The sequence below is a fragment of the Streptomyces sp. NPDC047028 genome, from assembly GCF_040644095.1.
Classification (GTDB): Bacteria; Actinomycetota; Actinomycetes; order Streptomycetales; family Streptomycetaceae; genus Streptomyces.
Genome location: NZ_JBEYVS010000021.1, coordinates 18,709 through 31,962, shown reverse-complemented (window position 1 = coordinate 31,962; position 13,254 = coordinate 18,709). Strand labels below are relative to the sequence as shown.

The window sequence follows — 13,254 nt, the reverse complement described above, 5'->3', positions numbered from 1 at the left end:
ATGGACCCGTGCCGACCAAGAAGAAGCCCCTGGTGACCGCCGCCGCGGAGCGCCGCGGTGAACTCCTCCACACCGCCGCCGAGGTGTTCGCCGAGCAGGGCTACAACGCCACCACCGTCCGGAAGATCGCCGACCAGGCCGGGATGCTCGCGGGCAGCCTCTACTACCACTTCGACTCCAAGGAATCGATGCTGGAGGAGATCCTGCGCACCTTCCTCGACGAACTGTGGAGCGGCTACGACACCGTCCTCGCCGCCGGACTCGGGCCCCGCGAGACGCTGCGGGCCCTCGTCACCGAGTCCTTCCGGGAGATCGACCGGCACCGCGCCGCCGTCGCGATCTACCAGAAGGAGTCCAAACAGCTCGTCGCCCAGGACCGGTTCGCGTTCCTCGCCGAGTCCCAGCGCCGCTTCGAGACGGCGTGGCTGTCCACGCTGGAACGCGGCGTCACCGAGCAGGTCTTCCGTGCCGACCTCGATGTCCGCCTCACCTACCGGTTCGTGCGCGACACCGTGTGGGTCGCCGCTTCCTGGTACCGGCCCGGTGGACAGCACAGCCCGGAGGAGATCGCCCGCCAGTACCTGTCGATGGTGCTGGACGGGATCGCCGTACGCACCTGACCGCATGTCCGGATCCACCCCTTTTCCGTCGAGGGAGTCGCCATGGCCGAGGCCTACATCGTCGAAGCGGTCCGCACACCCGTCGGGCGGCGCGGGGGAGGGCTCGGCGGCGTCCACCCGGCCGACCTCGGCGCGCACGTCCTCACCGCGCTGGTCGAGCGGACCGGCATCGACCCGGCCGCCGTGGAGGACGTCGTCTTCGGCTGCCTGGACGCCGTGGGACCGCAGGCCGGTGACATCGCCCGCACCTGCTGGCTGGCCGCCGGACTGCCCGAGGAGGTGCCGGGCGTGACCGTCGACCGGCAGTGCGGCTCCTCCCAGCAGGCGGTGCACTTCGCCGCCCAGGCCGTCCTCTCCGGCACCCAGGACCTCGTGGTCGCCGGCGGGGTGCAGAACATGTCCCAGATCCCCATCGCCTTCGCCTCCCGGCAGGCCGCCGAACCCCTGGGCCTCACCGACGGACCCTTCCTCGGCAGCACCGGCTGGCGCGCCCGCTACGGCGACCGGCCCGTCAACCAGTTCGCCGGCGCCGAGATGATCGCCGCCAAGTGGGGCATCAGCCGCGAGGACCAGGAACGCTTCGCCCTGCGCTCCCACCAGCGGGCCGTACGCGCCCAGGACGAGGGCCGCTTCAGCCGCGAGACCGTCCCCTACGGCGACGTCACCGCCGACGAGGGCCCGCGCCGCGACACCACCCTTGAGAAGATGGCCGCCCTCAAACCGGTCCTGGACGGCGGCACCGTCACCGCCGCCTGCTCCTCCCAGGTCTCCGACGGCGCAGCAGCCCTCCTCCTCGCTTCCGAACGGGCCGTCCGCGACCACGGGCTCCGCCCGCGCGCCCGTGTCCACCACCTGTCCGTACGCGGCGAGGACCCCATCCGCATGCTGTCCGCGCCCATCCCGGCCACGGCGCACGCCCTGAAGAAGACCGGCCTCACCATCGACGCCATCGACCTCGTCGAGATCAACGAGGCCTTCGCCCCGGTCGTCCTCGCCTGGCTGAAGGAGACCGGCGCCGACCCGGACAAGGTCAACGTCAACGGCGGCGCCATCGCCCTCGGCCACCCCCTCGGCGCGACCGGCGTCCGCCTGATGACGACACTTCTGCACGAACTGGAACGCACCGCCGGCCACTACGGCCTCCAGACGATGTGCGAGGGCGGCGGCCAGGCCAACGTGACGATCATCGAACGCCTGTGAGGTCTGCTCCCGGGGCCGGCATCACCCGGTCCCCGCGGCTCACCCCAGCGCCCGCATCACCTCCTCCGCCTCCTTCACGATCCGGTCCACCAGTTCCGCGCACGACGGCAGGTCGTCGATCAGTCCGGCGACCTGTCCCGAGGCCATCACCCCCGCGTCCGTACGGCCGTCCACCATCGCCGACTTCAGCAGCATCGGCGTGTTCGCGGCCAGCAGGACCTGGCTCCACGACAGGTCCTTGCCGTGCCGCATCGCCAGTCCGTCCCGCACCATCCGTGGCCAGGTGAGCCCCGACAGCCGCCGGAACCTCGCCGCCCGCCGGACCGCGTGGGCCAGCGCCCGGGTCCGCCCCGACCGCTCCAGCGCCGTCACCAGCTCCGAGCGCAGCATCCGGTGCGGCAGCCCGTCGACCGCCCGGGTGACCGTGACGTCCCGGACCGTCGCCGCCAGGTACCGGGCCTTCACCGCGTCCGGCACCGTCGAGTCCGAGGTGAGCAGGAACCGCGTGCCCATCGCCACCCCGGCCGCCCCGTAGGCCAGCGCCGCGACCAGCCCCCGCCCGTCGAAGAAGCCGCCCGCCGCCACGACCGGTATCCGCACCGCGTCCACCACCTGCGGCAGGAGCACCGTCGACGCCACCTCACCGGTGTGCCCGCCGCCCTCACCGCCCTGCACGACGACCGCGTCCGCGCCCCACGCCGCGACCTTCTCCGCGTGCCGCCGCGCCCCGACCGACGGGATCACGACCACCCCGCCCTCCTTCAGCCGGGAGATCAGCTCGGGCGAGGGCGCCAGCGCGAAGGACGCCACCCGCACACCCTCGTCGAGCATGATCTGCACCCTGTCGCCCGCGTCCCCCGCGTCGGCGCGCAGGTTCACCCCGAACGGCGCGTCGGTACGGGACCGCACCTCCCGTATCGCCTCGCGCAGCCGGTCCGGGCTCATCGTCGCCGAGGCCAGGATGCCGAGCGCGCCCGCGTTCGCCGCCGCCGACACCAGCCGGGGGCCGGCCACCCACCCCATCCCGGTCTGCACGATCGGATGGCGGACCCCCACCAGCCGGGTGAGCGCCGTCTCCCTCATCCCCGCACCCCCTCGGGCACCTCACGGGCGCGCGCCCCCGCGGGGTCCAGCACCTCGCGGACCAGCCGCAGTTCCTCCCCGGTGGGCTCCCGGGTGCGCGGCACCTCGTCCGGCACGGCGAGCGCGAAGCCCGTCGCCTCCCGCAGTTGCTCCGCGGACACCCCGGGATGCAGCGAGGCCACCCGCATCGAGTGGTCCGGGGTCGCGAAGTCGAAGACGCCGAGGTCCGAGACGACCAGGGGGATGCGGTGGAAGCGTGCCGTGACGCCGAGGCCGGCCGCCCGGTCGTAGCCCACCCCGCACACCATGTCGACCCGCTCCACGAACACCCGCCGGGAGTGTCTGGGGATCCAGTAACTCGTCGGGTTGTTCAGCGTGTTCAGGGGCGCACCCCGCACCCCCAGCAGTTGCCGGCGCGGCGCGGACCAGTCGCCGATGCACGAGATGTTCTGGTTGCCGTACCGGTCGATCTGGCTCGCGCCCATCATCACGTGCCGGCGCCCTCCCGCCACGAGCGCCAGGTGCTGCCGGTAGGGCAGCCAGCCCTCGGGGGTGCCGTCCGGGCGGACCAGCAGCGCCTCCCCGTCGGTCAGCAGCAGGTCGGGCGCGAAGGTGAGCCGGGCCAGCCGCGCCCCCAGCGACGGGATCAGCCCCATCGGACTCGCCAGGATCTCCCCGGCCCCCCGCCAGGCCTCGGCGCAGGCGATCACGCAATACTCGGCGCGGGTGACCCCACTCGCCCCGCAGGCCCCGTCAGCCGTCCCCTGAGACATCCGTGCCCTCCTTCCGCCCCGCCTGGACCGCTTCCCGGTACGCCTCCTCGTCCCCGTCCAGGAACCGCGCCGCGAACTCGGGCCACGGCGTGGACGCGTACATCCGCTGGAACTCCTCGTCCCGGCCGTAGTCCGGTGCGCAGGAGGTGAAGTGCGCGCCGTTCGGCGCCTCGACCACTCCGGTCACCGCCAGCCGTTTCACCAGCAGGGACTGCGGGGCCGCCGCCTTCGTCAACTCGGCCGTGTCGACGAGCCGTTCGCAAGAGACGTAGGCCGCGTCCGCCGCCTCGCAGAACAGGTCGTCGAAGTACGGGTCGGGGCCCAGATACTGGCCGTTGCCCAGCCGGTCGGCGCGGTTGACGTGCACCAGGGCCGCGTCCAGCCGCAGGGCCGGCATGGCCGCGAACGTCTCCCCGTCCTCGTACGGTGAGGTGACCGTCCGCAGGCCGGGGTTCACCCGCAGCACGTCCGAGCCGAGTCCCGCCCGCACCGGCAGGAACGGCAGCCGGTCCGCCGCCGCGCGCAGCCCCGCCATGAACATCCCCTCGTCCACCTCCGTCAGTTCGAACGCGCCACGCTCGCGGGCCGCCCGGTAGTGCGGCTCCAGCGGGACCGAGTCGAGCGTGACGAAGGCCGTGACCAGTCTGCGGATCCGGCCGGCCGCCGCCAGCATCCCGACGTCCGGGCCGCCGTACGAGACGACCGTGAGGTCTCCGATGTCCGACCTCAGCAGTGCTCTGACCAGGGTCATCGGTTTGCGGCGCGAACCCCAGCCGCCGATCCCGAGGGTCATGCCGCTCGCCAGACGGGAGACCACCTCGTCGGCGGTCATCGACTTGTCGCCCACCTACGCGCCCTCCTTCCCGAACGTGTCCCGGACCCGGTCGGCCAGCCCGCTGAGGTTGGCCTCGAACGTGAAGCCCTGTTCGAAGCGGTAACTGCGGCGCACGTCGACCGGATCGATGCCGTTGATCGCGGACTTGGCCATGCGCAGCAGCTGTCCGTCCTTGGCGGCGATCTCCCGGGCCAGTTCCAGCGCGGCCGCCCGTAACTCACCGCCCGGCACCACCCGCCACACCGAACCGTGCGCGTGCAACTCGGCGGCGCTCGCCGTGCGCCCCGTGTAGTACAGGGCGCGCATCAGGTGCTGCGGGACCAGCCGCGCCAGATGCGTGGCGGCACCCAGCGCGCCCCGGTCCAGTTCGGGCAGCCCGAACCTGGCGTCCTCGCTCGCCACGATCGCGTCCGCGTTGCCCGCCAGCCCTATGCCGCCGCCGAGACAGAACCCCTGCACCGCGGCGACCACGGGGGTCTCGCACTCGTACACCGCCGCGAACGCCTCCGCGCAGCCCCGGTTGGCGCCGATCAGCGCCTCCTGCCCGCACGCCTGTATCTCCTTGATGTCCACGCCCGCGTTGAACCCGCGCCCCTCGGCGGCCAGCACGACGCACCGGACCCGCGGGTCCCGGCCCGCGGAGCGCACGGCCCCCGCCAGTGCGAACCAGCCGTCCACCGGCAGGGCGTTCACCGGCGGGACGTCGATCGTGACGAGCGCGATCCCCTTTTCCGGGATCGAGGTGGAGACACCCATGGAGACATCAGCTACCTTTCCACCAAACATTTGTTAGGTGTGACGCTTCGAAGCTAGCAGCCGCCACGGACAAGCGGGAGGCCCTGTGGACAACTCGGCGGACCAGGCCAACGACCCTGTGGAAAACTCACTGCGGGACCCCTGGCAGGGCTTACCGCGGCACTCCCTGCGCGGCAGGACCGTCGTCGTCACCGGCGGTACCCGCGGGGTCGGCGCGGGCATCACCAGAGCCTTCGCCGAGGCCGGCGCGCACGTCCTCATCTGCGCCCGCCGGCCCCCCGAACACCCGCTGCCCGGCGTCGAGTTCACCCCCCTCGACCTGCGCGACCCGCCAGCCGTCCGGGCCTGGTTCGACGCGCTGCCCGGCCTTGACGTCCTCGTCAACAACGCGGGCGGCACCCCGTACCGGCTCCTCGCAGGGACGTCCGCCGAGCGGCACGCCCGGGTCATCGAGCTGAACCTCGTCACCCCGCTCACCGCGTCCCTCGCCGCCTACGAGCACCTCCGTCGCGCGCGCGGCTCCATCGTCATGATCGGCAGCGTCAGCGGTAGCCGGCCGTCGCCGGGCTCGGCCGCCTACGGAGCCGCCAAGGCCGGCCTCGCCGGCCTCGCCGCCTCCATGGCCGTCGAATGGGCGCCCGAGGTCCGCGTCAACACCCTCGTGGTCGGCATGGTCCGCACCGAACTGTCCGCCCTCCACTACGGGGGCCCCGAAGGCATCGCCGCCGTGGGACGCACGGTCCCGCTCGGCCGGCTCGCCACCCCCTCCGACATCGGTGACGCCGCCGTCTTCCTCGCCTCCGACGCCGCCCGCTACATCAGCGGGGCGAGCCTCCTTGTGCACGGCGGCGGCGAACGGCCCGCCTTCCTGGACGCCGCGACCGTGAACAAGGAGAGCCCCGACCAAGGAGAGCTGACGTGAACGGACTCTGCGCGGGACGCGTCGTGGTCGTCACCGGCGCCGGACGGGGCCTGGGCCGCGCCCACGCCCTCGCCTTCGCCGCCGAGGGCGCCCGGCTCGTCGTCAACGACCTCGGGGTCGGCCTGAACGGGACACCGGACGACGACAGCCCGGCCGCGGCCGTCGCGGCGGAGATCCGGGCCACCGGCGGCGACGCCGTCGCGCACGGCGGCGACATCGCCACCACCGAGGGCGCCGCCTCCCTGATCCGGACCGCCGTCGAGACGTACGGCCGCCTCGACACCCTCGTCAACAACGCGGGCTTCCTGCGCGACCGCATGCTGGTCAACCTCGACGAGGACGACTGGGACGCCGTGATCCGGGTCCACCTCAAGGGCCACTTCCTGCCGCTGCGGCACGCCGCCGCGCACTGGCGGGCCGAGGCCAAGGCCGGACGCGCCCCGGCCGCCCGGATCGTCAACACCAGCAGCGGAGCCGGACTCCTGGGCTCCCTCGGGCAGGGGAACTACAGCGCCGCCAAGGCCGGCATCGTCGGGCTCACGCTGGTCGCGGCGGCCGAACTGGCCCGCTACGGCGTCCAGGTCAACGCCGTCGCGCCCGCCGCGCGGACCCGTATGACCGAACGGAGCTTCGCCGACACCATGGCGGCACCGGCCACCGGATTCGACGCCATGGCCCCCGAGAACGTCTCCCCGCTGGTGGTCTGGCTCGGCTCCGAAGCCAGCGCCGGAGTCACCGGCCGGGTGTTCGAGACGGAGGGCGGCCGGATCACCGTCATGGAGGGCTGGCGCCCGGGCCCCACCGCCGACAGCGGCACCCGCCGCACCCCGTCCGAGGCAGGCGCCACGGCCCTGAAACTCCTGTCCGAAGCGGAGCCCCCGGGCGCGGTGTACGGGGCCTGAGCGACCACCGTGAGCCACCTGAGCCCACCCAGTGCCCCGCTCCCGGGCGGGCGGGCGCGAGGGCCGCGCGGAATCCGCCCGGGGCCCGTTTCCCGGGCAGGATGGACGCCGTGGGCCGCACGGAGTCCGTCTGTGACCCGTTGCCCGGGCGGGGGGCGTGCGGGCCGAGTCCGTCTTGTGACCCGTTGCCCGTGCGGGCGGGCGTGGGGCGAGTTCGCGCTGGGTCCCCTGCCCCGGCCGCGCGGACGTGCAGGCCGCACCTCTCCCGCGCGGCACCCGCCCGCGGGCCCGCTCCTGGGCAGGGCGGCCGTACCGGGCGGGCCGTGCGACCCGGACTCGTTCTCCGGGCGCGGCGGGTGCGGTGGGCCGCCCCAGGATCGCCTGTCCCGACCGGCAGGTGCGGCCTACGTGTCGCACTCCAGCACCGTCCGGCACAGCCCGCACCGCGCCCGGACCCGGCCCCGCACCGGGACCCTGATCCGCTGGTGGCAGGTCGGGCACGGGAAGGACACCCGCAGCGTGCCGTCGCTGTCGGCGCTGAACTCGTAGGGCCCGCCCGGCTGCCCGGCCGGGGCGTGCCGTCGGTCGTGGGCGTAACGGCGCCGGCCCGCCCAGCCCGCCGCCGACAGCGGCGGCTGCCGCTCGTCCTGCCGGGCCAGTGCCATGCCCTTTCCGTACGCGGTGTACGCCTGCGGGCTGGTGAACCACACCGAGGGGTCCTCCTGGAAGAGCAGCGCCCGCTTGGCGAGGACGTAACCGAACTCCTCCGGAGTGAGGTACCCCAGCTTCTGGGAGGAGACCGCGTCCTCCCGGTAGGCGTCCAGCAGCAGCCAGCCCGCGCCGAGGTACGTCGTCACCGTGTCCGTGAGGATCTCGTTGTCCGGCGTCCCCCGGAAGGCCAGGCCGAGGCGGTGCAGATAGACGTGCGCGACCTCGTGGGCGAGCGCCGCGCCGATGTCCCGGCGGTGCGTGCGGAAGCGGTCGTTCAACTCGACGAAGTACTCCGGGCCCGCCGCCAGTTCGACGTTCGCCGCGTGCGTCATCTCCCGGAAGCCGACGATCAGCCGGGCGTCCGGCAGCCGGAAGTGCCGCACCATCTCGTGGGCCACCCGCTGGGCGCCCAGATGCAGGTCGTCGGTGTCGCAGAAGGCCACGTCGGCGGGGGCCACGCTGGTCGAGAAGGTCAGGACGGTGTCGTACGACAGCCGTCTGTACAGCGCGGTGAGGGCCGCCCGCACCGTCTCCAGATGCGGGAAGCCGTGCTGGACCGGTCCGCCGTTCGCCACGTCCGACCCCCAGAAGACGCCGGGAACACCACCCCCACTGTAGGCGCGGCCGCACCCGGATTCCGCCGCCCGGCACTCCCCGCCCGCTCTCCGGGCCTCCCCGTCACCCGGGCGGCAGCGACCGGCACCTCGTTCTCCCCCTCCCGCAGCAGCGGCCCCGGAACATACAGCGACCCCTGCGGCCCCATCGACCAGTAGCGGCCCAGGCAGAACCCATTGACCCAGGCCAACCCGCGCGGCCGGCCCGGAAGTTCGAGCCGCGCGTCACCCGCCCCGCGCACCGCCCCCACACCCCGGTCCCCGGGCGGACGATCGCCCACACCCCGGCCCCGCCGGACCGCGTCCAGGAACCCGCCGTGCCCCACTCCTCCTCGCGCACCCCAAAGGAGCGCAGCGCCCCCGCCGGCAGCCGTACCGGCCGCCCGCCGGCGGGAAGCAAGCCCGGTCCCCCCACCGCCAACTCGCTCATGCGGCCCGGCCCCACCCCTGGCGGCCCCGCGCGCCATGGACGAAGATCGGCGCTGCCTGGACTCCGAACAGCCCGACAGCAGGACCGGGAGCAGCGCCGATGTACCACACCTGGATGCGGTTCTTCAGCCCCGGACCCGCCCACCACCGCCTCGGCCTGGTCTGCCTCGGCGTCGGACTCCAGTACGGCACCCTGCCCACCGTCGGCCCCCGCACCCTCGACCACCACGTGGCCGTCGTGATCGGCACCGGCCGCGGCTGGTACCAGGGCGCCGACGGCCGCCGTACGACCGTCACCGCGCCCGCCCTGCTCTGGCTCACCCCCGGCACACCGCACCACTACGGGCCCGACCCGGACACCGGCTGGGACGAGGGCTTCGTCGACTTCACCGGGCCCGCCACCGCCACCTACACCGACCTCGGCTACATCGAGCCCCACCGGCCCGTCGTCGCCCTCTCCGACGCCTCCGGCCCCCGCGCCGTCGTCGCCCGCATCGCCCGCGCCGCCCGCCGCGGCAACCCCCTGCTGGAGGTGGAGACCGCCGCCGCCGTCCACGAACTCCTCGTCGCCCTGCGCCGCGCCCGCGCCGACCTCGCCCCCGACGGCGACCAGGTCCTCCAGGCCCTGGCCCGCGACGCCTGCACCCCCATGAGCGTCGCCGACCACGCCGTCCGGCACGGCATGACCCCCGCCGAACTGCGCACCGCCGTCCGCCGCGCCGCCGGATGCAGTCCCAAGGACTACCTCCTCGGCATCCGCCTGGGCCGCGCCAAGGACCTCCTCGCCACCACCGACCTGCCCGTCGCCGCCGTCGCCCGCCGCGTCGGCTACGACGACCCCGCCTACTTCTCCCGCCTCTTCACCCGCCGCGTCGGCCTCGCCCCCGTCCGCTTCCGCGCCCAGCAGGGCCGTACCGTCCCCGGCGGCTGGAGCGACCGCGTCCCCGACCCCGACGACCCCCCGATGATCCACTCCCCGGACACACCAGGAGGACCACGCCCCTGACCCCCTAAGGTGGGCGCCCATGACCACCAGCAACACCGGTACCGGTGACGTCGACCCCGCGGTCCGCGAGGAACTGGAGCGGCTGCGCGACAGCATCGACAACATCGACGCGGCCGTCGTCCACATGCTCGCCGAACGCTTCAAGTGCACCCAGCGGGTCGGCCGGCTCAAGGCCCACCACCGGCTCCCGCCCGCCGACCAGGCGCGCGAGGCCCGTCAGATCACCCGGCTGCGCGCCCTCGCCGAGAACGCCAAGCTCGACCCCGCGTTCGCCGAGAAGTTCCTGAACTTCATCATCGCCGAGGTGATCCGGCACCACGAGCGCATCGCCGAGGACACCGTCGGCGGGCGCACGGCCACCCCGGAGCACTGAGGCGCGGCACGCGCGAAGGAGAGGAGACGGGGCGGGAGCGCGGGGAGACGGGGGCGGGGACGCGGGGGAGACGGGGGCGGGGACGCGGGAACGGACATAAGCCGTGTACCGATCCGCCCCTGTCCGCTGTCGGTCCCATCGGGCAGCATGGCCTGCATGTCCGTACTCAGGCGCGACGAAGCGCAGCTCCGAGCAGAGATCCTCGACGTCCACCGCTACACGATCGAACTGGACCTCACCACCGGGGAGGAGACCTTCGACTCCCGCACCGTGATCCGGTTCACCGCACGGTCCGACGGGGACACGTTCGTCGAGCTGAAGCCCGCGAGCCTGCGCACCGTCACGCTCGACGGACAGCCCCTCGACCCCGAGACCCTCGACGGCAACCGGCTCGCCCTGAAGAGCCTCACCGCCGGCGAGCACGAACTCCGCGTCGACGCCGCCATGCGCTACTCCCGCACCGGCGAGGGCATGCACCGCTTCACCGACCCCACCGACGGCGAGACCTACACCTACACCCAGCTGTTCATGGAAGACGTCCAGCGCGTCTTCGCCGCCTTCGACCAGCCCGACCTGAAGGCCGTCTTCGAACTGACGGTGACCGCCCCCGAGGGCTGGACCGTCCTCGCCAACGGCATCACCGAACACGTCGGCGGGGGCCGCTGGCAGGCCGCTCCCACCCCCCTGATCTCCACGTACCTCGTCGCCGTCGCCGCCGGACCCTGGCACTCCGTGCGCACCGAACACCGCGGCCTGCCCTTCGGCATCCACTGCCGCCGCTCCCTCGCCCCCCACCTCGACGCCGACGCCGAGGAGATCCTCACCGTCACGCGCGCGTGCTACGACCGCTACCACGAGAAGTTCGAGGAGCCCTACCCCTTCGACTCCTACGACCAGGCGTTCGTCCCGGAGTTCAACGCCGGCGCCATGGAGAACCCCGGACTCGTCACCTTCCGCGACGACTTCGTCTACCGCTCCGCCGTCACCGACACCGAACGCCAGACCCGCGCCATGGTCATCTCCCACGAGATGGCCCACATGTGGTTCGGCGACCTCGTCACCCTCAAGTGGTGGGACGACATCTGGCTGAACGAGTCCTTCGCCGAGTACATGGGCTACCAGACCTGCGCCGAAGCCACCCGCTTCACCGACACCTGGACCGAGTTCGGCGTCTCCCGCAAGGCCTGGGGCTACGACGCCGACCTGCGCCCCTCCACCCACCCCGTCGCCCCCGAAGCCGTCGACGACACCGCCGCCGCGCTCCTCAACTTCGACGGCATCTCCTACGCCAAGGGCGCCTCCGCCCTGCGCCAGCTCGTCGCCTGGCTCGGCGAGAAGGACTTCCTCGCCGGCATCAACATCCACTTCCAGCGGCACAAGTTCGCCAACGCCACCCTCGCCGACTTCATCGACTCCCTCGCCGCCGCCACCGAACGCGACGTCCACGCGTGGGCCGACGCCTGGCTGCGCACCACCGGCGTCGACACGCTCACCGCGTCCACCGACACCCGCCCCGGCCAGTGGACCCTCACCCTCGACCGCGACGGCCACCGCCCCCACCGCGTCACCGTCGGCGTCTACGACCGCGACCTCGCCGACGGCCGTACCCTGACCCTGCGCGAGCGGTACGAGACCGACGTACCCCAGGACGGCGCCGCCGAGCCGCGCCCCGGCATCCGCCCCGCCCTGGTGGTGCCCAACGACCTCGACCTCACCTACGCCAAGATCCGCCTCGACGAGACCTCCCTCGAGACCGTCCTGCGCGGCCTGTCCGGCATCCCCGACGCGATCACCCGCGCGGTTCTCTGGAACACCCTGCGCGACATGGTCCGCGACGGCGACCTCGCCCCCGGCGACTACCTGGAGACCGTCGCGGCCCACCTGCCCGAGGAGACCGACCTCGCCCTCGTCCAGGGCGTCCTGACCTTCGCCGGCGCCCAGGTCGCCGACCGGTACCTCCACCCCGACCGGCGGCCCGCCGCCCTCAGCACACTCACCGCCCTGTGCCGCGACCTCCTGCGCCGCACCGAGGACGGCGACAACCCGGGCCTGCGCCTGACGGCCGTACGGCACTGCATCGACAGCGCCGCGCACCCCGACACCATCGCCGCCTGGCTCGCCGACGGCACCGTGCCCGGCGGCCCGGAACTCGACCCCGAGCTGCGCTGGCGCATCCTCGGCCGGCTCGCCGTCCTCGACGCCACCGACGAGAGCGCCATCGCCGCCGAACTGGAACGCGACCCCAGCGCCACCGGCCAGGAGGGCGCCGCCCGCTGCCGCGCCGCGCTGCCCGACGCCGACGCCAAACGCACCGCCTGGGACGCGATGTTCGCCGGCGACGAGCTGTCCAACTACCTGTTCACCGCCACCGCCCAGGGCTTCTGGCAGCCCGAACAGGCCGACCTCCTCGCCGACTACGTCCCGCGCTACTACGAGGCCGCGATCGCCCTCGCCGCCCGGCGCGGCCCCGCCATCGCCGAGGCGGCCGGCCGGTGGGCCTTCCCCGCCCACGCCATCGACGCGGACCACCTGCGCCTCGGCGAGGCGTGCCTGCGCGACGGCGACGTACTCCCCGCCCTGCACCGCAAACTCGCCGACCAGCTCGACGATCTGGCCCGCGCCCTGCGCGTCCGCGAGGCGTAGAAACCCCCTTCACGGCCCGCGCCCCGGGTGCGCTTTCGGGTGCGGGCCGGTGGGGCTTCTCGCGCAGTTCCCCGCGCCCCTGAAGGGCGTTGCCCCCACGGCGCCGTGTTCGGGTGCGGGCTCGTCGTGGTCGCGCGGGAGGGGGCGTATACCTGCTGTGCGCGCACACCGCGCCTCTGCCGACGGCACGGCGGCGCAGACACCCCTCTCGCGCACGCGTGGCACTCACCGTCCGCCCGAGCGGCGAGCCGCGGCAGCGCCGTTCCCATTGGGTTTTCCCCGCGCGCATTACCCCCTTTCGGGTGCGATCGTTGGGCTTTTCGGCCGTGTGGCCGCACGTCGGGACAAGCTGGAAGTCTCCCTGGACGTCCCGCCGGTCCGCGCCCC

Annotated in this window: 12 protein-coding genes and 1 pseudogene; 7 read left to right on the top strand and 6 right to left on the bottom strand. The window is 73.6% G+C overall.

What is annotated here, in order from left to right:
• Positions 1-8: 8 nt before the first annotated feature.
• Both ABZ854_RS19850 and ABZ854_RS19845 read left to right on the top strand, forming a co-directional pair.
• The gene (locus ABZ854_RS19850) at positions 9-620 is read left to right on the top strand and encodes a TetR/AcrR family transcriptional regulator (protein ID WP_361212317.1); all 612 of its coding nucleotides are present in this window, start codon (positions 9-11) and stop codon (positions 618-620) included.
• Between the two features lie 42 nt (positions 621-662).
• Positions 663-1,820, top strand: coding sequence for an acetyl-CoA C-acetyltransferase (locus ABZ854_RS19845; RefSeq protein WP_361212314.1), 1,158 nt, complete (start codon positions 663-665; stop codon positions 1,818-1,820).
• Positions 1,821-1,859: 39 nt separating this feature from the next.
• On the opposite strand, the gene ABZ854_RS19840 is transcribed toward ABZ854_RS19845, so the two are convergent.
• The 4 genes from ABZ854_RS19840 to ABZ854_RS19825 are packed head-to-tail and all read right to left on the bottom strand — an operon-like array spanning position 1,860 to position 5,267.
• On the bottom strand, positions 1,860-2,903 hold the full coding sequence (locus tag ABZ854_RS19840; protein WP_361212311.1) for a nitronate monooxygenase: 1,044 nt from the start codon (positions 2,901-2,903) through the stop codon (positions 1,860-1,862).
• Positions 2,900-3,676 carry a CoA-transferase gene (locus ABZ854_RS19835; protein ID WP_361212308.1) on the bottom strand — a complete coding sequence of 259 codons (777 nt, stop codon included), beginning with the start codon at positions 3,674-3,676 and terminating at the stop codon, positions 2,900-2,902. Before ABZ854_RS19835 ends, ABZ854_RS19840 begins: the two co-directional genes overlap by 4 nt.
• A complete protein-coding gene (locus tag ABZ854_RS19830) occupies positions 3,657-4,523 on the bottom strand; it encodes a CoA-transferase (protein WP_361212305.1) in 867 nt (288 codons plus the stop codon). The genes ABZ854_RS19835 and ABZ854_RS19830 overlap by 20 nt, the downstream gene beginning before the upstream one ends.
• The gene (locus ABZ854_RS19825) at positions 4,524-5,267 is read right to left on the bottom strand and encodes an enoyl-CoA hydratase family protein (RefSeq protein ID WP_361212302.1); all 744 of its coding nucleotides are present in this window, start codon (positions 5,265-5,267) and stop codon (positions 4,524-4,526) included. It lies immediately after the preceding gene.
• Between the two features lie 166 nt (positions 5,268-5,433).
• Between ABZ854_RS19825 and ABZ854_RS19820 the strand changes: the two genes are divergently transcribed.
• Both ABZ854_RS19820 and ABZ854_RS19815 read left to right on the top strand, forming a co-directional pair.
• The gene (locus ABZ854_RS19820; protein ID WP_361212576.1) at positions 5,434-6,189 is read left to right on the top strand and encodes an SDR family oxidoreductase; all 756 of its coding nucleotides are present in this window, start codon (positions 5,434-5,436) and stop codon (positions 6,187-6,189) included.
• Positions 6,186-7,091, top strand: a complete 906-nt coding sequence (locus tag ABZ854_RS19815; protein ID WP_361212299.1) for an SDR family oxidoreductase — start codon at positions 6,186-6,188, stop codon at positions 7,089-7,091. The genes ABZ854_RS19820 and ABZ854_RS19815 overlap by 4 nt, the downstream gene beginning before the upstream one ends.
• 404 nt (positions 7,092-7,495) lie before the next feature.
• Here the strand turns inward: ABZ854_RS19815 and ABZ854_RS19810 are convergent, their stop codons facing one another.
• Both ABZ854_RS19810 and ABZ854_RS19805 read right to left on the bottom strand, forming a co-directional pair.
• Entirely contained in the window at positions 7,496-8,377 is an 882-nt protein-coding gene (locus tag ABZ854_RS19810) for a hypothetical protein (RefSeq protein ID WP_361212296.1), read from the bottom strand.
• A 119-nt stretch (positions 8,378-8,496) separates the two neighbouring features.
• A pseudogene (locus tag ABZ854_RS19805) lies at positions 8,497-8,652 on the bottom strand (hypothetical protein); the annotation flags it as partial.
• Between the two features lie 293 nt (positions 8,653-8,945).
• Between ABZ854_RS19805 and ABZ854_RS19800 the strand changes: the two are divergent.
• The 3 genes from ABZ854_RS19800 (at position 8,946) to pepN (ending at position 12,867) form a co-directional block, all read left to right on the top strand.
• On the top strand, positions 8,946-9,851 hold the full coding sequence (locus ABZ854_RS19800; protein WP_361212293.1) for an AraC family transcriptional regulator: 906 nt from the start codon (positions 8,946-8,948) through the stop codon (positions 9,849-9,851).
• A 19-nt stretch (positions 9,852-9,870) separates the two neighbouring features.
• Positions 9,871-10,224 carry a chorismate mutase gene (locus ABZ854_RS19795; RefSeq protein WP_129309689.1) on the top strand — a complete coding sequence of 118 codons (354 nt, stop codon included), beginning with the start codon at positions 9,871-9,873 and terminating at the stop codon, positions 10,222-10,224.
• A 147-nt stretch (positions 10,225-10,371) separates the two neighbouring features.
• Positions 10,372-12,867: an aminopeptidase N gene (gene pepN / locus ABZ854_RS19790; protein WP_361212290.1), complete on the top strand. Its 2,496-nt coding sequence runs from the start codon at positions 10,372-10,374 to the stop codon at positions 12,865-12,867.
• The last annotated feature ends 387 nt before the right edge of the window (positions 12,868-13,254 follow it).